Below are 24,052 nucleotides of genomic sequence, written 5' to 3' on the forward strand. Positions count from 1 at the left end.
ATTTACCGGGGACGAGCCTGAATAAGTCCCAGAATCCCAGTGTCCGTATGCATCTTCTGGCACGTCCGGCCCCCAAAATAGTCCATCATTGGAAATTGAATACTAGATTGTTGCACGTGTTCAGGCTACGCGGAGCAACCGATCCATTCCGCGGTCAGCAATAGGGCGTGGGAGGACTACTGCCGTCGATGGCGACAAGTATGATTTCACTTCATCTATGCCCGAAAGGGGAACCTGCGTGCTGAGCTATCGGACTCTGCTAACTATCAATCCGCAACCTGAAGATAATGTGGTCCAAGGCGTTATCGACAAGACTGTGGAGTGGTTGCGCGACAAGAATCTCGATGTTGAAGCACTCGTACCCAACAGCGAAGTGACGGTCTCAGCAAACGCGCGAGTTAAATGGATTGCTCCGGAGTCGGCAGAATTTGTGGGGACTCAGCGGCTGATCCTCACGGAAGAGAGTCCGGCTGGCAACTGGGTCTCCACGCTCACTGTGAGGCAGCCTTCGGACGGACGACCGTGGTTCTGGATGGATGTCGAAGGGCCGAATTGGGCGGGCGCGCCGAGGCTCGTCAGCTCGCTCATCGAACATTACTCGTGCTCTGATCGTGGCGTTAGGCTCACGAAGCGTCCGGTGATAATTCGTCCACAGCAGGTGGATGAGCTGATCCGGCTACTAGGGCGCCCCGGACGTCGAACCCTCTCCTTCATCGCTGGCAGCAGCGCGGGATTACCGATGAAGGCCTGGAAAGAGTTCGTCGGAGATCTCCTGAAGCAGACCATCGGCCAGGCATCCGGCTACGTGCTGGACCCTGTCGCTACAACGATCTTCAACCAACGTGTGGGAGAGAGTTTCGGTGTCCGGCCCGGCATGCTCAGAACCTATCTTCCAGAGCTTAACATCCTTGATCCGCAGGACGCGGCCCGCCATAGATTTCTGACCTCCGAGTCCATTGCGACGCAGAATGTCGGCCGACTTCGCAAGACGTTGAGCTACAGGGCCCGCGAAGTTACCCAAGCAGCACTGTTGGACGACGGGGTTCGTCTCCTAGACCGCCGTTTGGAAGAAGCAGAGCTCCTCATGGAACTCTCGCCCTCGTCTACGGTGAAGGCCGCTGCGACGGCTCCAGAAATCGTGGCGCCAAAATCCTCGCCGTCGCCCAACGATGGCACAGTCACCAGCCACTCTGAATCGCAGTCGGCGCAGGACCAGCAGACCGCAGTTCCGTCTGAACTGGAGCGACCTGCAGAGCCTCTGGTACCTGAAGCCACGGTTGGGGCACAAGCCGAAATATACCTTGCCCTCAGGGCACTTGTGGAGGAATTTACGGGAAGCGCGCCATCGGCGGTTTCCGTCGAGGTAGTCCGTGGACTTTTGGAAGCCGGACGTGATGCCGAAAAGATGAATACACGGCTCCTCGCCAAAATTGACCAGTCATCGGCCGCATTGGATGCAGCGATGGTTGAACAAGACAGACTGCGCCACCTCATAGACGACCTTGAGCTCGACGCGTGGGAAACCTGGGAACTGCTTGAGGCGCAGACGGCTACTGCCCGCGGAGCTCAGGACGCCGAGTTGAAGCTGCGGGCACTGCTAGCTGGCTCCGGCGCCGACGTCGACTGGACCGAACTGGAAGACACTGCAGCGGCTGAGCTGGCCATTCCCGAGAACTTCAACAGCCTGGTCGAATCCTTTACGGAACTTCCCTTCGTGGTCTACACGGGAAACAAAGACACGACGGCTTCCCTCGATAATCACGACGCGGTGGGACAGTGGTGCGTGATGACGTGGAGCATTTTGGCGGCTTTGAACGACTATGCGCGACTAAAAGCGGAAGGCATGGACGTTGGCGGAGTGCACACATATTTGGAGTGCCCGCCCAGCGGGGGACGAACGTATCCACCCGGTCGTCACGCACGTGATGAAAGCGAAACCGTGAAGCAGAATCCAAGCTATTCGGGGCCGCGAACGCTCCCCGTGCCAGTAGAGGTTGATCCGAGTGGAAAAGCGTTCATGGGTGCCCACTTCCGGATCGCAAAACACGGCATGGTGTCACCACGATTGCACTATATCGACGCCACCGGCACGTGTGGAAAGATCGTCGTCGGCTATATCGGGCCCCACTTGCCAAACACTCAGACCAACTAGTCTGCCGGGCCGGTTCCTTCCAACTTGTCCCAGAGAAGGTCGACCACTCGCTGCTGCACACCCGGGCTCATCTCGCGAAGGACGTCGAAGAAGTCTGTAGCTATGCCCTGTGCGATGCGTTCGAGCATGGGTTTCAGCTCGCCGCCGGCGATAGGGCACGCGATGTCTGTCGTGTCGTCGGGGATGTTGCCACGAGGTGCGGCGTCCGCCGGATCAGAGTCATCGTTCCCAGGAGGAAGAGCCATGGTGTCGTCGTTGGAGGTCTCCGGCTGTTCGGGGGCAACACCGTCGTCGTCTCCGTCCTGCTGTTCGATTTCCGCTTCGTCGACACTGACGTCAGAGCCCGGAGTAACCCGATTCGGGATGAACTCTCGGAGCATCGCTGGTATTCGGTCCGTACGAAGAACGATGTCGAGGTGGTGCACGGTCCGTGTTAGGGCCACGTACAAGAGCTTTGCACCTTGGGCCATGTCGAGGATGGTCTTCGGTTCTACTACCACGACAGCGTCGAATTCGAGGCCTTTGGATTCTTCAGGAGACACTAGGTTGATACCCTGCGACAAGCCGCCGTCAGCGGATTCACTGAATTTCATTCCGGCCGCTCTGAATGCATTCTGAACTGGGTCCATATGGGCAGGTGGGACGACTACACCTACGAACAGGCCGCGCGAACTATGGGTCTGTACGGCCGATATGACGGCGTCCATAATTTCGCTTTCTTCAGCCACATGCCACCGAGGTTCCTCTTCGACGGGGCGAGGAAAGGCCTGCGGTGCGGACAATCCAGGAGCGGCCGATTCAAGGACCTTGGCAGCTACCGCAAGAGCCGGTGCGGGAACTCGATATCCGACTTTTAGCTCAGCTTCAGTGAAGTTTTCATCTTCGCCGAGAGTGGTCAGGACCTGGTTCCAGTCCTTGCGGGCGAAGGCCGACGTTGCCTGTGCTATATCACCAACAACAGTCATAGATCCGTTCAAGCTTCGGCGGCGAACCGCGCGAAGCTGCATGTAGGACAAGTCCTGCGCTTCGTCGACGACGATGTGGCCGTATCGGAAGGATGTACCATTTATCGCGGCGGACGCGGAATCGATTACGCCTAGATCCGCCATGGTCCAGACTTCGTCGCCCATCCGCGCGGACGGCGGACGAAAAAGCAGTTCCGCCTCCGCCGCGGTTGCGCCGGCACGGACAAGCCGGTCCATAGATCCGTACAGATCCCTAACGAACTGCTGAGGCGACAATCGGGGCAAGACCCTGTCTACTTGCTCCTCTAGGGAATCCTGATCGATGAGAGAAAGGGGATCCAGCCGTCCGCCGAAGTTTTTTGACAACAGCATTGTTTGAACGGCAGCCTTGAACTGCGCTCGACGCCGCGCATATGTGACTTTTGATTTCAGCCCGGCCAGGGTGTCACCAACTTCGAGATTGGTCACCTGCAAAGTGCGGGTCTTGGAGTCCGTCCTTTTTACAGCCAGGCCGCTAGCCGGGATTCGCTCCCGATTAGCCAAGCCTTTGTAAACGATGGATTCCATTTTAGCCGAACCCTTTTTGCGGGCGACGTCGGTGCGGTCGTGGCCACGAGGTGCAAGGTCGCCGGCCAAGAGTTGCGCGAGAGACTGCTGCACCACGTCAACGTCGCCGAGGGTAGGCAGGACGCGCTTGATGTACTTGGTGAAGGTGGGGTTTGGGCCCACGACCAAAACGTCCTTCGGTTGCAGCTCCTCGCGGAAGGTGAACAGGATCCATGAGACCCGGTGTAGTGCCACCGCAGTCTTGCCCGTCCCTGGACCGCCTTGAATCAGCAGCAACTGGTCCTTGTTCGCGCGGATGATCCTGTTCTGGTCTGCCGTGATCGTGCGAACGATATCGGCCATGAACTCGCCACGGTCGCGTCCAAGATCCTCAAGGAGGGGGTCCAGACCTACAAACGTCTCCGCCGCGAGATCATCAGAGAGCTCTTGGAAAATCTGGTCGGTAAAGGAATCAATCCGGTTGCGCGTTGAGGTGAACACCCGCTTGCGTGACACTCCGTGAGGGTCTTCAGACGTGGCCTCGTAGAAGGAGTTGCCGATTTCTGACTGCCAAGGGCTAACCAAGAGGTCATAATTGTGGTCGCGGATGGCAACGCTTCCAAGATAGATGGTGTCGCCGTCGTCCAGGTCCATGCGCGCAGTCGCAACTGCTTCGGATGGCTCCAGCCGTTTGCGGTTCTGAAGCGCAGCGCGTTGCGCGGCTCGATCATGAGTGTTGCCGCTGACCACAGCCTTGGAGGCGTCCTCGAGATGTTTGTCGTACACCATCTTGGTTGAGTCGAAGTAATTCTGCTCGAGGGCCTTCTCGGCCTCAAACGCGTCTCTATCGGTGTCCTGCAATTGCGCGGTCATGCTTCCCCCTGTGACTTATCGAACAAATTAAAGCAGAAACGTCCGACATTCCTGGGTGAACACGTCCGTGCTACCAGAACGTGTTGTAGGTTGAACCAAAAGATCAAGTGAGGGCACAAAGGGGTTGGCATGGTCAAAGTCGCTCGGCCGAAGGGCGGCAAGGGGCAATGTCGGGTCTGCCTCAAGTTGTTGGCGCAAGTGTCCCCCGGTGGACTGGCGACCAAGCACGCTGATCGAAAGGGCAATTTCTGCGGCGGTGTCGGGCAACCCGTCGTCAGCAATGCGGGGTCGAAGCGTGCGATCGGGTCCGGCCCAACGAGCACGAAGGCCAGCGTCCCGATCGCGTCACGTCGTGTCGAGTCTCTTGTAAGGTCCGTCAACAAGCGTCTGAAAGAGCGTCCTGCCGTTCTGCAGATCACGAACGCACGCAGTAGCGCGAAATTTTCAAGCGCCGCGACTCGGGGCGAAGACCATTGGTCACTGCTCAGCGATTCTCCTCGCGAAGATTTGGAGACCGATCGGGCCTGGCGGCGCGTAAGACTTGGGACCTCACAAGGGACCGGAAAGCGTCGTTGACTCCTCGGATGCGAGGGGACACCTCGCCCGCGGCACGGCCCAACTACGAACGAACCCGACCTCGTCAGATAAGATCGGGCCTATGCCGCAAACACCCAAGTCATGTCTCCATGACTGAGCCCTGGTCATCGGTGGATGACGTGGCGGAGCACCTAGGCGTCAGCAAGGACACCGTGTACGCCTGGCTCGCAAAGCGGAATATGCCGGCTCATCGCGTCGGAAGGCTGTGGAAGTTCAAGCTCAGCGACGTAGATTCGTGGGTTGTTGCCGGCGGGGCGGCCGAAGGTGGACCGTCGGATTGAGCGACGAGACACGTTACAAGCTGTCCTTCACCACGGGCGGACTTCTGGCGAACGAGTGCCGTGTCCTAGCTGCGGAGTATCTGCGGCTCGGTGACTGGCGGGAGGCCAGAGCCTCGGTGAGAGCGAACAACCTCATCCAGAAGCGCACCGCGTCCGCCGTCGCGCGCATCAGCCGCGAGGCGATGGACCGTGCCAGCATGCTGACTGACGCCGAGCTGGAGATCGTGGTCGGCGGCAACGCCCCCGAGCGCCAACAGCTCGTATGGCTGGCTATCTGCCTCCAGTACCCCTTCGTCGCTGACTTCGCCGAAGAGGAAGTTAGAGAGAGATACCTATCCATGAGCAACGAGCTGGGCCCCGGTGCTCTGGATACGTTCTTCGTCAAGAAGTCGTTCTGGCACGGTGAGTTGGAGGACCTCAAGCCCAGCACGAAGAACAAGCTTCGGCAGAATTTGTTCAGGATGCTCCGGGAAGCGCAAATAGTGTCAGAGGCAGGCCATATCCTTCCTCAAGTGATAGGAGAACGGGTGGCCGAAGCCTTACGCCGACGCGGTCCGGGGTCGTTCCTGGTTTTCCCCATCGCGGATTTCGAAATTGAAAGTTTGATGCATGCATAAGAAGGTCTCAGATATGCCCCTCGCTAAACGCGAAGAGCACCTCCTCAAGGCGCTCACGAGCCGGCGTTTCCTTGACAACAAGGTGCCCGGGAACGAAGTTCCCTTCTTTATCTGTCCCTTCGCGCCAGCTGAGGCTCTCGCGATGGAGAAGGTTCAGAAGCGACTTCAGAGCCGTCTTAGAGTCGACGGCATCGAAGTCCTGGAGATCAATCTCTACGACCTTACAGTCGAGATCCTCCAAGAACGGGAGCTATGGGACAGTGTTCTGGAGGCGGAATCCCAGCACTCCAAGGACGAGTTTCGAGAGTTGTTCCAGCAGATCTTCGATCCAGCGCACGAGCTCGCTCCGCGCGTAAGGGAGAAACTCAAAGCGCCGCACGACATCTTCTTCCTCACCGGGATTGGCGAAGTCTTTCCCTACATCCGGTCGCACACGGTGCTCAACAATCTCCTAAGCATCTCGAAAGACAAACCGATGCTGATGTTCTTCCCGGGGGAATATCGCCAGTCAGCTTCGCAGGGGTCCTCGCTAGTCCTCTTCGGGCAGCTCACCGATGACCAGTACTACCGCGCGTTCAACATCTTCGACTATCACGTTAACTAGGGGGAACCATGAAGCTTCATGACATCTTTGCGAAAGATATTTCGCGAACGATTGAGGGCGTCGTCAAAGCCGACGACGAGTCCCAGATCGGCACGGAAGTTAGTGAGTACGTGCTCACTAACGAGGCCAGCCAGCGGATGGAATCCCTCCTGGACGCCTACAACAACTACGCCGGCGCGAACGGCGCCTGGGTTTCTGGATTCTTCGGATCCGGTAAGTCCCACATGCTCAAGATGCTGGCTCACCTACTCGGCGACGTCGAAGGGCAAAAGGTCTCGAGGGACCAAGTAGTCGAGAGTTTCATCCAGAAGACCGCCGGCAATGGCATCCTCCGTGCGGCGATAGAAAAGTCCCGGCAGATCCCGGCGAAGAGCATTCTCTTCAACATCGACCAGAAGGCGACCTTGCAGAGCAAGGACCAGCCGGATGCGCTGCTCAGCGTCTTCGTGAAAGTCTTCAACGAGTCCTGCGGCTTCTACGGGCAGCTGGGTCACGTGGCAAAGTTCGAGAGGGACCTCGTCAAAGAGGGCATTTTCGACAGTTTCAAGGGCGTCTACCAAGAGATTTCGTCCAAAGCGTGGGAAGAGGGGCGCACCCTCGGCATCCTCCAAGAAGGCAATATCGCTAAGGCTTACGCGCGTGTAACGGGCCAGGATGAAACAGCGCCCACGCAGATCCTTTCAAAGTACCGTTCCGAGTACAGCGTCTCTATCGAAGACTTTGCGAACGACGTTAGGGAGTGGCTGGATAGCCAGGACGGAAACTACCGGCTCAATTTCTTCGTCGACGAGGTCGGGCAGTTCATTGCGGACAATACGAAGCTCATGCTGAATCTCCAGACTGTCGCGGAGACGCTCGCCACTAGATGCAATGGCCGGGCATGGGTACTAGTCACTTCCCAGGAGGACGTCGACGCCGTCATCGGCGACCGGACGAGCAAACAGGGTAACGACTTTTCCAAGATCCAGGCGCGCTTCAAGAACCGGGTAAAGCTCACAAGTGCGGATGTGGAAGAAGTCATTCAGAAACGCCTGCTGGAAAAAACCGCCAGCGGATCAATCCAGTTGGGCGGAATTTACGCGGCCGAAGCGAACAACTTCAAAACGCTTTTCGATTTCGCGGATGGATCACGTAAGTACCGCATCTTCCAGGATGAAGAGAATTTCACATCGAGCTACCCCTTCATCACCTACCAATACACGCTGTTCCAGGACGCCCTCAAGGGGCTGTCCGCCCACAATGCGTTTGAGGGCAACAACCTTGCGGTCGGAGCTCGGTCCATGCTCGGAGTCTTCCAGGACGTCATCCAACAGCTGCAAGATACCCCGGTCGGCGAACTCGCGACCTTTGACCGCATGTTCGAGGGAATTCGACATTCCTTAAAATCGCAGGTCCAAGGGGCCATCATGACCGCTGAGGACCACGTCAGCCCGCAGAATCTGTTCGCGGTGCAGGTGCTCAAAGCGCTCTTCCTAGTGAAGTACGTGCCGGACTTCAAGGCCACACCGCGGAATATCACCATCCTCTTGTACAGCCGGTTCGGCCTGAACATGGTCGACTTTTCCACCAAAGTGAAGGACGCGCTGAATCTCCTGGAGCAGCAAACGTTCATCCAGCTCAACGGCTCTACCTATGAATACCTGACAAGTGATGAAAAGGACATTGAGCAGGAGATCAAGTCGGTTCCACTGGACTCAAACAAGTTCGGATCGGATTTCGCGGCGTTCCTCACCGGCGACATCCTGAAGTCATCGAAGGTGCGTTACGTCTCCAATGGCCAGGATTTCCCGTTCGGGGTACGACTTGACGATAGCCCCTATGGTCAGCAGAAGGAGCTGACTCTCCACTTCATCAGCCCGGAATACGAGTACGCAGACTCGCTCGAGACCCTTAAGGCCCACAGCTCCGGCAAGGATGAGCTTCGCGTAGTCATCGCCGACGACGGCAGGCTCATGGCAGATTTGCGGCTGTATCTCAGGACTGAGAAGTACCTCAAATTGAAAAGCTCCAGCCAGCAATCCGACGCTGTGCGGCACATTCTGGAAGTCAAGGGGCGGCAGCTCGCCGAGAGGCGGAAAGAAGTGGTCGGCCGACTTCGTAACCTGGTTGCGAAAGCGACAATGGTGGCCAACGCCTCGGAGATCGCCGTGACTTCAGAAGACCCGGCCGCGCGGATTGACTTGGCATTCCAGGATCTTATTGCCCGGACATACCCGATGCTCTCGATGCTTGGCAGCGCGAAATTCACTGAGGACCAGATCCAGAAGAACCTCAAAGTCCTCGACGGCGCGCTCGAAAGCGACGCTGCCCAAATGGTCTCGGCAGGCGAACAAGAAATCCTGAACTGGGTTACTCTGCAGAACGCCCAAGCTGCCAAAGTCACAGTCAAGTCGGTCGACGAACACTTCGTGCAGAAGCCGTACGGGTGGTCGACCGTTGCAATTCAGGTGCAGCTTGCAAAGTTGATTGGCCTTGGCAAGGTTGCGGTGAGCCGTGACGGCGTGAAGCTGGCCCGCACAGAGGCGGGATCAGATCTGAAGAACACCGCCCGCTTCCCAGTCCTGGTTCTGACCGTTCCTGTCGCCTACCGGTCAGCGGACGTCCGCGCGTTGGCGGATTTCTATAAGGACTTCTTTCTCGAGCCGCAGCCGACCGCTGACCCCGTGGAACTGGCAGCTGCCACCAAAGCTCGTTTGCAGTCCCTGCGCGACAAGCTGACGTCGGACCGGGCCAAGTTCAACTATCCGTTCATGAGCTCCCTCTCCGACGCCACGGAGGCGCTGGCCAAGGTGTGCGGTCAGTCAGACGATTGGTACCTCACGTCCTTCCGCACTCACATGGACGAGCTGCAAGACTTCAAGGCCGATCTCATTGACCCCATCGAAGGCTTCCTCAATGGACAGCAGAAGAAAATCTACGATGACGCGGCCGCCTTGCTGAGGGGCGAGCAGTCAAACCTCGCGCAAATTGACTCGGAGCTGCCCGGAATCATCGAGAAGCTCCTGGACGATCCGACGCTCTTCCGCGGTGGAAAGATACCCGCCTTAAACATTCAGCTTCAGCAGCTCCGTGAGGTGCTGGAAGGTGCCGTAAATGCGGCCCGCTCAGATGCCCAGGGAGCTGTCGGAAAGGCAGCCACGGCGATTACCGGCGGTGATCATTTCCTGAAGGCAACGGACGACGCGCAGGCACATGTGCTCAAACGCGTTGAAAGCTTTGAAGCCGGTATCGCGGCGGAGAAACAGATCGTCACTCTGAAAGGCAAAGCGAGTGCTTTCCAGGATGACGTGAAGCCCGCGTTGTTCCAAATCCTGGCTCAAAACCCAAAGGAGCGTCCCACTGGATCGCCAACCTATCCGAACGGCGATCCCGAGCCCAATAAGCCCGTCAAGATTGTGCCATTCGGCTCCCTTGAGTTGGACTCGGACATCCAGCTTATTGAGACAACCGCTGACATCGAGGATTTTGTGGATGCTGTTCGCCGAGCCCTGAAGGCCGAAATCTCTAGTGGAACCAAGGTGACCCCCTAATGGATTTGTCGTTGTTGCGTGGGTTTGCTGCGGGTGTTCGGGTTGAGTTGGTGGGTGTTGTTGGGGCCCGGTTGGCTGGGGTGTTGTTGCCTGGGTCGGTGGAGCGGGTGGAGTTTCCTGAGGCGGTCCGGCGTCTTGAGAGTGTGGTTGCGCGCTCGGGCCGTGATGTTGTGGTCGATCAGGTGGCGTATACGTGGTTTAACCGTTTGGTCGCGTTGCGGTTTATGGACGTGAATGGTTATACGGGTGTGGGCGTGGTGTCCCCTGCGGGGGGTGCTGTGGCGGGGCAGCCGGAGGTGTTGGCGGACGCGAAGGCCGGCCATATTGATGTTGAGGTGGTGGGGGAGAAGGTCCGGGACCGGGTAATTGGTTTATTGTCGGGTTCTGTGGTGTCCGGGGATGCTCAGGGGGAGGCGTTTAAGCTTCTGCTGGCGGCGTATTGCAATCACTGGGCGGGGCCGATGCCGTTCATGTTTGAGCGGACGGGGGATTTCACGGAGCTGCTGGTTCCGGATGACCTGCTCTCGGACCGGTCGATTGTGGCCCGGATACTGCGGACGCTGACGCCTGAGGTCTGCTCGGATGTTGAGGTGATCGGTTGGCTGTACCAGTTCTATATTGCCGCGCGGAAGGACGAGGTCTTCGCGGGGTTTAAGAAGAACAAGAAGGCGACGGCGGTGGAGATCCCGGCGGCGACGCAGTTGTTTACCCCGCACTGGATTGTGAAGTATCTGGTGGAGAACTCGCTGGGGCGGCTGTGGCTGCTGAACAACCCGGCCTCGGATCTGGCGTCGCGGATGGAGTATTACATTGCTCCGGTGGAGCCGGAGACGGACTTCCTGAAGATTACTGGTCCGGAGGAGTTGAAGGTCCTGGATCCGGCGTGCGGGTCCGGGCACATGCTCACGTATGCGTTTGATCTGTTGTTCCTGATGTATGAGGAGGCCGGCTACGCGCCCTCGGACATCCCGGGCCTGATTCTGAAGCACAATTTGTTTGGGGCGGAGATTGATCCAAGGGCCGGTGCGTTGGCGGCGTTCGCGCTGGTGATGAAGGCCAGGGCGCAGCAGAAGTCGTTCCTGAATCCGGGGAAGTGCACGGCACCGAATATCTGCGTGCTGGAGCCGGTCCGGTTCACCGCTGATGAGCTGGAGATGCTCGTGACCCGGGGCGGAGACAAGCACGCGGAGGTCGCGTTTTGGCAGGCGTTTGAGGACGCGGACACGTTCGGGTCGTTGATCCGCCCGAACCAGGAGCTCATCGCACCCCTTGCTGCCCATGTCGAGTCGCTCGGGGAAGCCGAAACACTGTTCGCCGGGGAGGTTCTGGACCGGGCCCGGACCGTGCTCCGCCAGTCGGAGTATCTCTCGACCCGGTACCACGTGGTCGTCGCCAACCCGCCCTACATGGGCTCCCGGAACATGGGCTCGTCTCTGCTGACTTTCCTTTCCTCCGAGTACATGGAGAGCAAGAAGGATCTATTCTCTGCGTTCATTGTGCGAGCATGTGAATTAGGCTTGAATGACTCGTATATGGGGATAATGTCGCCTAATGTTTGGATGTACATTTCTTCGCACCTTAAGCTGCGACAGCGACTTGGGATTGCGGCTTCGCTCGTCGCCCTGGTGGAACTACCGCTTTCCGGCTTTGCGGAGGCAACCGTTCAGATCTGTGCATTCCTGCTGCGTAAAAGGCCGTACGCGCAGAATCCGACAGTGTTCATTGGCCTGGTTCAGGAATCGGGCGGTCCGGCGGCCATTCAGAAGGCGGCTGCAGCAGCGGTTGCAGATCCTACGTCTTCCAATCGCCACTTAGCCCGAATGGGAGACTTTAAGGTGATCGACGGTGAGCCCGTGGCCTATTGGCTTTCGAGTGACTTTCTCAAGATCTTCGAGGTCAATAATTCTTTGGCTGAGATTGCTTCGCCTAGACAGGGTCTCGCAACCACTGACAACGGACAGTTTGTGCGGCGGTGGCACGAGGTTTCCTACAGGCGAATAGGCTTTGATCTGGCGTCTACGGAGGATGCCGCGTCAACAGCTAAGAAATGGTTCCCCTATAATAAAGGAGGCGACTTCCGGCGATGGTACGGAAACCAGGAGTTCATCGTTGACTGGGAAAATGACGGAACTGAGATAAAAGCAAATATAATAAGGAAATATCCATATCTAAATGGCAATGCCGGTTTCGTCGCGAAGAACACCGCGTTCTACTTCCGGCGGTCAATTTCATGGTCTCTAATTGGCACAAGCGTTCCTTCCTTTAGGCATTATCCCGAGGGATTCATATTCGATGTGGCAGGCATGTCTGTCTTTGCGGAAGATGAGCTGACCCACTTTTCCCTGTTGGGGCTCCTGAATTCGACGGTCGCGGCTGCAGCCCTGCGAGTTCTGGCCCCCACACTGAATTTTCAAGCGGGGGATATTGCGAGGATTCCTGTTGTCTCCATGCGACAGGCGTCTCATGTGAACGTAGTGAAACAGCTGATTGAAATCTCAAAAGCAGACTGGGATGCCTATGAAACATCGTGGCAGTTCACTGAGAATGCTTTGATTCGCTCCGCCCATTCTCGCGACACGTTGCAGATGAGCCTCTGCCGCCTCGTGGAGAACGATCGATCGCTGCTAAGGACATCCAGAGACTTGGAGCTCGCCAACAACGAGTACTTCGCTGAGGCATTTGGTTTGGGCTCAGAGGTGTCGACCGACGTAGATACCCGAAAAGCTTCAATAACGAGCGCGCACACACTGGATGAGTCTGACCGAGCGACTACCGGCACAGCGAACTCGCTTGCGGCGCGACTGAGGGTTCCAGATTTACTGTCCTACTCGGTGGGATGCATGTTCGGTCGCTACAGCCTCGATGTCCCGGGGCTGGTGTTGGCTGATCAGGGTGACTCGTTGGTGGAGTATTTGGCGAAGGTGCCGTCGCCGTCGTTCATGCCGGATGAAGATAACGTTCTGCCGGTTCTTTCCGATGGCTGGTTTGAGGATGACGTTGTCGAACGATTCCGGGCGTTCCTCAAGGTCTCCTTCGGTGAGGAGCATTTCGAGGAGAACCTGCGGTTCGTTGAAGATGCTCTGGGCAAGGACATTCGGAAGTACTTCGTGCAGGACTTCTACAAGGACCACGTCCAACGGTACAAGAAGCGTCCGATCTATTGGATGTTCTCTTCGCCGAAGGGCTCGTTCAACGCGCTGATTTATATGCACCGGTACCGTCCGGACACGGTGAGCGTGGTGCTGAACGATTACCTGCATGAGTTCCAGGCGAAGTTGCGGGCCCGCCGGGGGAGTCTGGACCAGGTGGCGGTGTCGACAGTGTCGACGGCGAAGGAACAGACGGCTGCCCGTAAGGAAGCGGAGCAGATCGGGAAGATGCTGCTGGAGCTGGAGGAATGGGAGCAGAACGTGCTGTACCCGTTGGCGACCGAGCAGATTGGTATCGACCTGGACGACGGAGTCAAGGCCAACTACCCCAAATTCGGAGCCGCGCTGAAGAAGATTGTGGGGTTGGAAGCTAATGAGTGAGATCCATCAGCATCTCAACGAGGCGTTGAGAAAGTCGCGCATTGTCGTGTGGAACGATCCGGCCGGCGAGTTCCGGGCTGACTTCGACTCGTTCGAAGAAGATGGCGTTGAGAAGCGAGAGGTCAAGAACGACGAGTTCGCGCGGAAGTTTGAAGCCCTCCGTAGCAATCCCGTGCCGCGCTACGTTCTCTACCGGACAGGACCAGTCAAGGAAGGGATAGACAACTGGCTCTACGACGTCGAACTCTTCTACGCAAAGTTCAGCGCCAACAAAGTTGACCTTGCCGCCGACGTCAGCGGCCTGCCGCAGGACCTCAAGTACTTGGTGCCACAGCATCCAGGTTTCTTTGGCGACGACAAGAACCGGCAAGCCTTGAAAGCGATGCTCGTAGATTCGGACTCCGCGGTGGACGTCAAAGCGAAGATGCTGGCAGTCAGTTGCGATGCTTCGGACCACCGGCTGGACGAGATCGTAGGGATTCTGCTGGATGACTCCGCAAAGAACAAGACCGCTCGGATGAAGAAAATCGCGGACTCCGAGCTGACGGGCTTCCTATTCCAGGGGCTGCAGTCGATCTACGGTTACGACTCGGTCGAACCCAGCCTTGAGGATTTCGCGCTCTGGCTCTTCAAATCCACCTTGCCGGGACATGAGCCCAAGGCGGGCCATCATGCCCGCAACGCGCGGCTGTTCTTCGGCTCCTGGAGCCACGACATAAGGCATTCCCAAGCCTTCACCACGCTGTCGGGCGACGCCTCCAAGGTCCTCCAAATCGACAAGGCCATAGAGGGCACTCCCTACACTGAGTTGCTCGAAAATCTGGCCTTCGAAGTCGTGGACCAGAAGATCATTTCAGAGATGGCCCGTCTGGCGGCCCAGAAGAATCTGGCCAGCAAGGACGCCGGTAACGTTTTGCGGCACCGGCGCCGTTCGCTGTGGTGGCCCGACTACCAGGACCTCTATCTCGCTATCGAGGCTGGCGTCGCCCTCCTTGAGGAAGTCAATGCCTTCCAGCTGCAAATCAACTCCTTTGACGACGGGCTGACAAAGTACTCGCAGACATGGTGGCGGATCGACAGCCTGTACAGACGGTTTACCTACCGGGTGCGAAAGACCGAATTCGGCCAGCCGCTTGAGCAGCTCCGCGACGTCGTCGAGAGCCACTACTCCAACAAGTTCCTGATTCCGCTGAACGACGCGTGGCAGGTGCGAGTGGACGCTCTGGAGGAGTGGAAATCCGCTGTCGTCCCATCACAACGCGACTTCTTCGCCAAGTATGTCCAACCGCAGCTGGCCAAGAAGAACAAGGTCTGCGTCATCATTTCCGACGCCATGCGCTATGAGATCGCCGAGGAGCTCGGCTCCCGCGTGCGCCAGGAAAGCGGTTATGAGGCTGCTCTTGACGCGCAGCTGGGCGTCCTCCCGAGCTACACCCAGCTGGGCATGGCTTCGCTGCTGCCGCATTCAAAGCTGGAGCAGCAGGCCGGAAAGAATGCTTTGGTCCTGCTGGACGGGGCGCCGTCCGGGGGCACCGAAAATCGGTCCAAGATCCTGCTGTCCGTCGGCGGCACAGCAATCAAGGCGACCTCCTTTCGTGATCTGACTCGTGACGAGCAGAGGGCTCTTTTCAAGGACAACCAGGTCGTCTACATCTACCACGACACCATCGACCACACCGGCGACAAGCTTGCTACAGAGACGTCTGCATTCCATGCAGCCGAGCAAGCGTTGGTTGATCTGGTTTCGCTGGTCAAGAAGACAGCGGGCGCCAACGTCAGCAATATGCTCATCACGGCTGATCACGGGTTCATTTACCAGGACAAGCCCATCGACGCCAGCGATTTTCTGTCTGAGACCCCGCACGGCGACGAGTTCTTCTTCGAGAACCGACGCTTCGTGCTCGGACGCAACCTGAAACCATTGCACGGGCTCCGGGCATTCACGTCAGCTCAACTGGGCCTCGAGGGTGATATTGAAATTCAGATCCCGAAATCCATCAAGAGACTGAAGCGTCAGGGAGCAGGTGCCCGTTTTGTGCACGGCGGCGCCTCGCTGCAGGAGGTAGTAGTGCCTGTACTGCGGGTGAACAAGAAAAAGGCGGGGGACGTCTCGCTCGTCGACGTCGAAATCATGCAGGAGAAGGATTCGATTACAACCAATCAGGTTGTCGTCGGTCTGTTCCAGAAGGAGCCTGTCAGCGACAAAGTCCAAGCGCGGCAACTGAAGGTTGGTCTCTATTTCGGTGACCGGCTCATCTCAAATGAAGTGATCCACGACTTTGATCTGGCTGGCCTCGACAAGCGCGAGCGGATGGTGTCACTGCAGCTACTTCTGAGCAAAGACGCCGATGACCTCATGAAGGAGAATGTCGAGCTCCGCCTCATGGCAAAGGCCTTCAAGACCACACACTGGGGCGTCTATGCATCGAAAACACTCAAGCTCAGCCGCTCCTTCACCAGCGATTTTGACTCATAGGGGATAGACATGGATTTGTCGTTGTTGCGTGGGTTTGCTGCGGGTGTTCGGGTTGAGTTGGTGGGTGTTGTTGGGGCCCGGTTGGCTGGGGTGTTGTTGCCTGGGTCGGTGGAGCGGGTGGAGTTTCCTGAGGCGGTCCGGCGTCTTGAGAGTGTGGTTGCGCGCTCGGGCCGTGATGTTGTGGTCGATCAGGTGGCGTATACGTGGTTTAACCGTTTGGTCGCGTTGCGGTTTATGGACGTGAATGGTTATACGGGTGTGGGCGTGGTGTCCCCTGCGGGGGGTGCTGTGGCGGGGCAGCCGGAGGTGTTGGCGGACGCGAAGGCCGGCCATATTGATGTTGAGGTGGTGGGGGAGAAGGTCCGGGACCGGGTAATTGGTTTATTGTCGGGTTCTGTGGTGTCCGGGGATGCTCAGGGGGAGGCGTTTAAGCTTCTGCTGGCGGCGTATTGCAATCACTGGGCGGGGCCGATGCCGTTCATGTTTGAGCGGACGGGGGATTTCACGGAGCTGCTGGTTCCGGATGACCTGCTCTCGGACCGGTCGATTGTGGCCCGGATACTGCGGACGCTGACGCCTGAGGTCTGCTCGGATGTTGAGGTGATCGGTTGGCTGTACCAGTTCTATATTGCCGCGCGGAAGGACGAGGTCTTCGCGGGGTTTAAGAAGAACAAGAAGGCGACGGCGGTGGAGATCCCGGCGGCGACGCAGTTGTTTACCCCGCACTGGATTGTGAAGTATCTGGTGGAGAACTCGCTGGGGCGGCTGTGGCTGCTGAACAACCCGGCCTCGGATCTGGCGTCGCGGATGGAGTATTACATTGCTCCGGTGGAGCCGGAGACGGACTTCCTGAAGATTACTGGTCCGGAGGAGTTGAAGGTCCTGGATCCGGCGTGCGGGTCCGGGCACATGCTCACGTATGCGTTTGATCTGTTGTTCCTGATGTATGAGGAGGCCGGCTACGCGCCCTCGGACATCCCGGGCCTGATTCTGAAGCACAATTTGTTTGGGGCGGAGATTGATCCAAGGGCCGGTGCGTTGGCGGCGTTCGCGCTGGTGATGAAGGCCAGGGCGCAGCAGAAGTCGTTCCTGAATCCGGGGAAGGGCACGGCACCGAATATCTGCGTGCTGGAGCCGGTCCGGTTCACCGCTGATGAGCTGGAGATGCTCGTGACCCGGGGCGGAGACAAGCACGCGGAGGTCGCGTTTTGGCAGGCGTTTGAGGACGCGGACACGTTCGGGTCGTTGATCCGCCCGAACCAGGAGCTCATCGCACCCCTTGCTGCCCATGTCGAGTCGCTCGGGGAAGCCGAAACACTGTTCGCCGGGGAGGTTCTGGACCGGGCCCGGACCGTGCTCCGCCAGTCGGAGTATCTCTCGACCCGGTACCACGTGGTCGTCGCCAACCCGCCCTACATGGGATCCGGCAATATGGGGTCAAAGCTCGCGGAGTTCGCCAAGCGGGAGTACCCGGACTCGAAGGCAGACCTCTTCGCAATGTTCATCGAACGTTGTTTGAATACCTGCTTGCGCTTCGGTGCCGTTTCCATGATAACGATGCAAGGCTGGCTATTTCTCACAACCTACACCAATCTCAGATCACGGGTTTCTGCAAATAGTGGCGTGCACTCCCTGGCGCATTTCGGCACAAGGGCATTCGACAGCATCGGTGGTGAAGTCGTTGCAACCGCAGCGTTCACCTTAGTCAGGGGAGCAACAGCGGACCGGGTTGGGTCTTTCATTCGGTTGACGGGCGGCTCAAACGAGACTCATAAATCCGAAATGCTACTGAATGTTTGTCGTGGAATTGACAAAGAATTTCTATATCGGACGAGCTTTTCGGCCCTCGCTAAGATCCCCGGGTCGCCAGTGGCATATTGGGTTTCGCCGCAGGTGGCAGAGGCATTCAATGGAAGCGAAATGATTGGCGCCCGAGCGAAGAAGGGATTGAGCTGCAGCGGAACTGACGCCTACTACCGATACTTCTGGGAAGTCTCGAAGGCCAAGCTCGCTTCGCATTCGGGGAGCAAATGGTTTTCCATCACTAAAGGCGGGGCGTATCGTAAGTGGTATGGAAATAATGAGTTTGTGATCAATTGGGAAAACAATGGTAATGAGTTGCGCAGCCGTCGAGACGTATCGGGAAAGCCGCTTGCTGCAATAAGGAACGAAGGAGAATACTTTCGTGCCGGTCTTTCGTGGAATGATGTTTCGAGTAACAAACTCGCCGTTCGAGTTGTTCCTAGCGGTGCCATTCCTACAGACTCAGGGCCAATGATTTACGATGACCTGCAGTCCCTCCGTATTGCCGGGATCTTGAATTCCGCTGTGGCTGAGCGGTTCACAGACATACTATGCACGTCACTTCATTACGGGGTGGGACAGATCGCCGCTTTTCCACTCAAGAATGCTGGCACCCCGAGGCGAGACCCAGACCTAGAGCGTTTGGTGGAATTAGCACGCCAAGACTGGGATGAGAGCGAAAACTCGCCTGGGTTCGAAGGGAGCGTTCTCTTGGCGGCGGGCCATTTCAAGAGCATCAGTGAGTCGGTTTCAGCCGTGACTGAATCATGGCAAAGGAGAGTTGAGGAAGTATCCGATCTTGAGACCCGCAACAACGCCGCCGTCTTGGAAGCCTACGGACTCTCATCGACCATCAACGCCGAGATCGAACCAGCGGACGTAACGCTTACGTGCAACCCTGCATACCGTTTCGGCGGAGGTGTCGATCAATCCGACGGCTATCGACTTCTGGGACGGGATGCGATCAACAGTTTCGTCTCATACGCGGTCGGTTGTATGTTCGGACGATTCAGTCTGGACGCGCCCGGTCTGGTGTTGGCAGATCATGGTGACTCGTTGGCAGAGTATCTAGCGAGGGTGCCGTCGCCCTCGTTTATGCCGGATGAGGACAACGTGCTTCCGGTGCTGTCGGACGGTTGGTTTGATGACGACATCGTCGAGCGGTTCCGCGAGTTCCTGAAGGCCTCCTTCGGTGAGGAGCATTTCGAGGAGAACCTTCGGTCCGTCGAAGATGCACTGGGCAAGGACATCCGGAAGTACTTTGTGCAGGACTTCTACAAGGACCACGTGCAGCGGTACAAGAAGCGTCCGATCTACTGGATGTTCTCCTCGCCGAAGGGCTCCTTCAACGCGCTGATCTACATGCACAGATACCGGCCCGACACGGTGAGCGTGGTGCTGAACGATTACCTGCACGAGTTCCAGGCGAAGCTGCGGGCACGCCGGTCCAACCTGGACCAGACGGGGGTGTCGACGTTGTCGACGGCGAAGGAGCAGACGGCTGCGCGGAAGGAATCGGAGCAGATCGGGAAGATGCTGCTGGAGCTGGAGGCGTGGGAGCAGAGCGTGCTGTACCCGCTGGCGACGGAACAGATCGACATAGACCTGGACGACGGGGTCAAGGCCAACTACTCCAAATTCGGGACGGCGCTACACAACAAGTTCACGGGGTTCTGATGGATGCTGAGACCGTCCTCGATACGAACCAGGGAAAGGGGCATACCACTGTGTCGCTCGATCAAAAGATTAACAGCGTCTTTGCGGGCTCTGTGGTGCGTAAAGACCTCGTCAAAACGGTCAAAGGCAACGCGATTGTGCCCTCATACGTCTTGGAATATCTGCTTGGACAGTACTGTGCCACAGATGACGAGGCACAGATCCAGGGCGGTATCGTATCCGTGCGAAGGATCCTCGCCGACCACTACGTGCACCGCAACGAATCCGAGCTCGTGCGCTCGACCATCCGCGAACGTGGACGCCACAAAGTCATCGACAAGATCAGCGTGACGCTTAACGACAAGGACGATGTCTATGAAGCCAGCTTCTCGAACCTGAAACTGAGCAAGGTGCTTGTCGACGCGGGGACGGTAAAGCAGCACCCCAAGCTGCTGGTCAGCGGAGTATGGTGCTTGGCAGACGTCGAGTACGAGCACTCGCCCGACAAAGGCCAGAGCCCGTGGATCCTTGCCTCCCTCAAGCCGATCCAGCTCTCCAGTTTTGACCTGGACGCCTATTTGTCGAACCGGGCTGAGTTCACCACCAACGAGTGGATTGACTTGCTGATCCAGTCGATCGGGTTCAATCCGGAGATGTTCGACCGCCGCGCCAAACTCATCCAGCTGATTCGGCTCATTCCTTACTGCGAACGCAACTTCAACCTGGTCGAGCTGGGTCCCAAAGGCACCGGCAAATCCCACATCTATTCGGAGTTCTCGCCGCACGGGATGCTGATCTCCGGTGGAGAAATCACGGTCCCGAAGCTTTTCGTGAACAACGCCAACGGGCGGCTGGGACTCGTCGGCTACTGGGACGCCGTGGCATTCGACGAGTTTGCAGGCAAGACAAAGAAGTCGGACAAAGCTCTGGTCGACATTATGAAGAACTACATGGCGAACAAGACGTTCTCGCGGGGCGTGGAGACACTCGGTGCAGAGGCTTCAATGGTCTTTGTGGGCAACACTCAGCACACGGTTCCCCATATGCTGAAGCACTCGGACCTCTTCGACGAGCTGCCGCCGTCGTACCACGATGCTGCTTTCCTCGATCGATTGCACCACTACATCCCCGGCTGGGAAGTGGACATCATCCGTGGTGAGATGTTCTCCGCCGGATACGGGTTCGTAGTCGATTACATCGCTGAGATCCTGAAATCCCAGCGGGCCCACGACTACTCCGACCGCTACACGGAGTTCTTCACGCTCTCGGCGGACATTTCTACTCGAGACCGCGACGGTATACATAAGACATTCTCGGGACTCATGAAAATCTTGTACCCGCACGGTGATGCCAGCGTAGAGGAGATCGAAGAGATACTGCGCCTGGCAATTGAGGGAAGGAAACGAGTCAAGGACCAGATCCTCCGAATCGATAAAACCATGTCGGCGGTGAAGTTCGGCTACGAGACGCTCGAGGGCGAGTGGCAAGGCGTCGCTACGGCCGAGGAACTTCGGTACCCCAGTATTTACAACCGGCTAGGCGGCCAGCCGGAATCCGACGGTGGCAACACGCAGCAAGGCGGAGGTGGGACAGATAACGGCGGTGGTCCGTCGACGTCCCATGCCCCATCTGAAGACGAAGCTGCGACGGTTGCCCCGCGGCCGTCGTCGCAACCGTTGGGGCAGACTCTAACTTTCCAAAACGGCCAAACTGGGGCGAGCTACGAGAGGATATTCGGCCCCTATCTGGCCGGGGCGACGAGTGTCGTCTTGGAAGATCCGTATCTTCGCACCCCGCACCAAATGCGCAACCTGGTCGACTTCATCGCCACTTGGGCGCGACTGATCCAACCGGGTGATGAAGTGAATCTCTTAGTGAAGACAGTGCAAGATGACGACCCGGGGTATGCACAGAGACAGCTTGGAGACCTCGTGCAGATCAAGGGATCGGTCGAGGCTGCCGGGATAAAGATGGACGTGCAGCTCTTGGAACCGGCGGAGCTACACGACCGTTGGGTGAGGACTGATACCGGATGGGACATTTCGCTTGGACGTGGGCTGGACATGTTCGAGAAGTCGGAGAAGCAGCTCTACCTTGGTCAAAGTGTTCAAGAGTTCCGCAGGGTTAAATCGTTTAATGTGATCTACCAGCGCACCTCTTAGGCATACTGCGCAGCCCGCGGTGTCCGAGCCGGCCCTAACTCAGTGCTCGGGCCGACCGGATTGTGAATTACGAGGGACGGGAGGTGGCGCGACAGATTGGAAAAGAGAACCATAAGGGAGTCCGCAGTGTGTTCGAGACTGGAGCCGAGGCCTCTCGTTGATACCACCCCGTTTAGACGAGGTTCGCGACGGAGAGCAGATCTGCCGGATCCCAAATTTTCTGGGCTATTTCGCGGTACAAATGGCCCCGCTCTATTACGTCCTTCTTCTTGAAAGACGTGTAGGGCTTGAAGGGGAGATTTGTCTTCTTCACGAACTGCATAAAGCCTGGGCTCTTCTCATATCCCTGGCTATGAAGCGATCGCGCCAGGATGTTTTGCGAGAGGTAGTGGGGAAGCTTTTTCTCATACTCGTCGTCGTTGTAGCTGGCGTTGAAGGACTTGGGGAGCAGCAGCAGATCACCGATAAGGTTTCGATGCTCCCCGAAGTCATGTGCGTGGGCGAACTCTTCCGTGTGCCGCTCTGCATGGTCGGCCCAGATGTGTTCGACCTCGTATCGCACCTTTGTTGCATTAGTCAGCTCGCGGTATTTGGGAGCTTCGCCGGACTGCAATGAAACGTAGTCTGTAATACGCGCCAGCAACCTGTGTACCTGGAAACGGTTCTGCTGATGCAGGCGAAGGTGGTCATTACTCTCGAATGTCTCTGATTCCGCGAGCAGCGAGGCATGTAGACGTTTTGCCAACTCGCTGACGCTCAATTGGCGGATATCTCTCATGATTACGAACATTGCATAGGACATTGTGGAGTAAGCGATGCTCCGAGAGTTCCAGGTCCTCCATGCCAGCAGAATGTCGAGATATCTTCCGACGAGTTCAAGCTTGGTGTCTACGACGTGGTCTGAATCGTCCGGCGTGAGTGGCGCGAGGAGAAGCTGATGCTGCAGGGTGAATCCGCGATCGGCGTTGTAGCCGATGAACTCCAAGCCAGGCGCAGTCTGTTTCCAAGTCGCCGCGTTGACCACGCGAATATATTGCCGGCTGTAGAAGTCAAGGTCGGTCGAAATGAAATCGTAGAACCCGGCTGACTTGGTCAGACCTACTCGTTTGGCTTCGCCCCGAAGCCACCTGTGAAACTCTGTTCCAATCCGGTCCCAGTCCTCGGGCTTTGCCGCCTTCTTGCGTTCGCGGATCTTAAGTGCGTACTGGCTCCTAAGCCAAGTCTTGAGGAAGTCGGAGTCCCCGTCTCGATCCAAGTCGCCCAGCTCGAGCATCCGGTGGCGCCACTGGTCATTGGCCCCTGCTCTCAGCGGGCCGTCACTGATGTTGGCCAGAAGGTAGCCCTTCAGCATGTCTGCGGGAGTCAATTTGAGTCCACGATCATTCATGGTCTCAAAGATGGTGTAAGCGTCGTCGTCCGTGTAGGCGGTTATCTGAACGATCTGAACGCGGTAGATCAGCCAATCTATGAAGAACGGTAGAGCGTCTTCCCGGAGCTCCTCCGGGAAGACATCGTCGAGCTCGTCGTAGCGCGCAGCGAGATTTCGGACAGACTCGGAGGCATGTTCGGCGGGGGTGCATGTTCCGCTTTCAAAGAGGGCGGTCATGCAAGAAACCCGGTCTGCAACGTCGAGGTTGAACGACTTCTTTCCGTACTTCTCGACCATGAGTAAATCGTCGATCAATACCTGGTCGTGCCGTTCTCCCTGCAGTCGCCGCAAAAAAGTCAGGAGGAGGGTCAAACTCGTAAGTCGCTGCTGGCCGTCAACGATAAACGGGACTGAATCTTTCTCCGAGATGATGATGGATCCAAGGAAGTAGTACGGATACTTCTCGACCTGACTCCGTTCGTGCGTTGGATCCCAGGCCTCGGAAAACTTTCCAGTCAGGTCGTTTACAAGTTCCTTTAGCTGTTTCGGTTCCCACTTGTACTCGCGCTGGTAGTAGTCGATTGAGTAGCGGTTGCCTTTAAGAATGTCGTTCACAGACTTGGCGATACCGTCGATCTTCTTCACTGCGTATTACCTCCGGAGAGTGGGCCGAGACTCGGGGTCCGTTCAGGGGCGACTGTGTTTCCGCGTTGTCCGGGCAAAGACGCTTAGACCGCCAGCTCCGTGAATCTATCAGCCGGCAGCGCGTACGGTGAGCAACACACCGTGGGGCAGATCCAAGCAGGCTCCCATGCCCGTTGGACACCTGACCCCAAAGATTCTCTAAGGTGTTTCTGTTTATTTGTGCGGCTCTTAGACCAGGGTGAACAT

Annotated in this window: 11 protein-coding genes; 9 read left to right on the forward strand and 2 right to left on the reverse strand. The window is 57.4% G+C overall.

Translation table 11 applies throughout. The annotated features are described in order from the left end of the window. Positions 1-238 precede the first annotated feature (238 nt). Complete coding sequence (locus LDO13_RS04080; protein WP_224048789.1) at positions 239-2,152, forward strand: hypothetical protein; 1,914 nt, start codon at positions 239-241, stop codon at positions 2,150-2,152. On the opposite strand, the gene LDO13_RS04085 is transcribed toward LDO13_RS04080, so the two are convergent. Next, a complete protein-coding gene (locus LDO13_RS04085) occupies positions 2,149-4,536 on the reverse strand; it encodes an AAA family ATPase (protein WP_224048790.1) in 2,388 nt (795 codons plus the stop codon). The two genes, LDO13_RS04080 and LDO13_RS04085, sit on opposite strands and share 4 nt — an antisense overlap. A gap of 686 nt (positions 4,537-5,222) precedes the next feature. Here LDO13_RS04085 and LDO13_RS04090 point away from each other — a divergent pair. Genes LDO13_RS04090 through brxL form a run of 8 tightly spaced genes read left to right on the forward strand, consistent with a single transcriptional unit; the run spans position 5,223 to position 21,792 of the window. Then, entirely contained in the window at positions 5,223-5,414 is a 192-nt protein-coding gene (locus LDO13_RS04090; protein WP_224048791.1) for a helix-turn-helix domain-containing protein, read from the forward strand. Continuing rightward, positions 5,411-6,031: a DUF1819 family protein gene (locus LDO13_RS04095; RefSeq protein WP_224048792.1), complete on the forward strand. Its 621-nt coding sequence runs from the start codon at positions 5,411-5,413 to the stop codon at positions 6,029-6,031. Before LDO13_RS04090 ends, LDO13_RS04095 begins: the two co-directional genes overlap by 4 nt. Continuing rightward, positions 6,024-6,635 carry a DUF1788 domain-containing protein gene (locus tag LDO13_RS04100; RefSeq protein ID WP_224048793.1) on the forward strand — a complete coding sequence of 204 codons (612 nt, stop codon included), beginning with the start codon at positions 6,024-6,026 and terminating at the stop codon, positions 6,633-6,635. Before LDO13_RS04095 ends, LDO13_RS04100 begins: the two co-directional genes overlap by 8 nt. A gap of 8 nt (positions 6,636-6,643) precedes the next feature. Continuing rightward, positions 6,644-10,165, forward strand: a complete 3,522-nt coding sequence (brxC, locus tag LDO13_RS04105) for a BREX system P-loop protein BrxC (protein WP_224048794.1) — start codon at positions 6,644-6,646, stop codon at positions 10,163-10,165. Continuing rightward, positions 10,165-13,695 (forward strand): BREX-1 system adenine-specific DNA-methyltransferase PglX, encoded by a 3,531-nt coding sequence (pglX, locus tag LDO13_RS04110; RefSeq protein ID WP_224048795.1) that lies wholly within the window; start codon positions 10,165-10,167, stop codon positions 13,693-13,695. The genes brxC and pglX (LDO13_RS04110) overlap by 1 nt, the downstream gene beginning before the upstream one ends. Next, complete coding sequence (pglZ, locus tag LDO13_RS04115; RefSeq protein ID WP_224048796.1) at positions 13,688-16,171, forward strand: BREX-1 system phosphatase PglZ type A; 2,484 nt, start codon at positions 13,688-13,690, stop codon at positions 16,169-16,171. Before pglX (LDO13_RS04110) ends, pglZ begins: the two co-directional genes overlap by 8 nt. 9 nt (positions 16,172-16,180) lie before the next feature. Continuing rightward, positions 16,181-19,651: a BREX-1 system adenine-specific DNA-methyltransferase PglX gene (gene pglX / locus LDO13_RS04120; protein WP_224048797.1), complete on the forward strand. Its 3,471-nt coding sequence runs from the start codon at positions 16,181-16,183 to the stop codon at positions 19,649-19,651. Further along, on the forward strand, positions 19,651-21,792 hold the full coding sequence (brxL, locus tag LDO13_RS04125) for a BREX system Lon protease-like protein BrxL (protein WP_224048798.1): 2,142 nt from the start codon (positions 19,651-19,653) through the stop codon (positions 21,790-21,792). Before pglX (LDO13_RS04120) ends, brxL begins: the two co-directional genes overlap by 1 nt. 172 nt (positions 21,793-21,964) lie before the next feature. Here brxL and LDO13_RS04130 read toward each other — a convergent pair whose 3' ends face one another. After that, on the reverse strand, positions 21,965-23,806 hold the full coding sequence (locus LDO13_RS04130) for a DUF262 domain-containing protein (RefSeq protein ID WP_224048799.1): 1,842 nt from the start codon (positions 23,804-23,806) through the stop codon (positions 21,965-21,967). Positions 23,807-24,052: the final 246 nt, after the last annotated feature.

Origin of the sequence: Arthrobacter sp. NicSoilB4, assembly GCF_019977335.1 — a bacterium.
Classification (GTDB): Bacteria; Actinomycetota; Actinomycetes; order Actinomycetales; family Micrococcaceae; genus Arthrobacter.

Excerpts from the sequence above, each read along its gene's own strand:
- brxC (WP_224048794.1), top strand. The coding sequence starts at position 6,644 with ATGAAGCTTCATGACATCTTTGCGAAAGATATTTCGCGAACGATTGAG.
- pglZ (WP_224048796.1), top strand. The coding sequence starts at position 13,688 with ATGAGTGAGATCCATCAGCATCTCAACGAGGCGTTGAGAAAGTCGCGC.
- pglX (WP_224048797.1), top strand. The coding sequence starts at position 16,181 with ATGGATTTGTCGTTGTTGCGTGGGTTTGCTGCGGGTGTTCGGGTTGAG.
- LDO13_RS04085 (WP_224048790.1), bottom strand. The coding sequence starts at position 4,536 with ATGACCGCGCAATTGCAGGACACCGATAGAGACGCGTTTGAGGCCGAG.
- pglX (WP_224048795.1), top strand. The coding sequence starts at position 10,165 with ATGGATTTGTCGTTGTTGCGTGGGTTTGCTGCGGGTGTTCGGGTTGAG.
- brxL (WP_224048798.1), top strand. The coding sequence starts at position 19,651 with ATGGATGCTGAGACCGTCCTCGATACGAACCAGGGAAAGGGGCATACC.
- LDO13_RS04090 (WP_224048791.1), top strand. The coding sequence starts at position 5,223 with ATGACTGAGCCCTGGTCATCGGTGGATGACGTGGCGGAGCACCTAGGC.
- LDO13_RS04100 (WP_224048793.1), top strand. The coding sequence starts at position 6,024 with ATGCATAAGAAGGTCTCAGATATGCCCCTCGCTAAACGCGAAGAGCAC.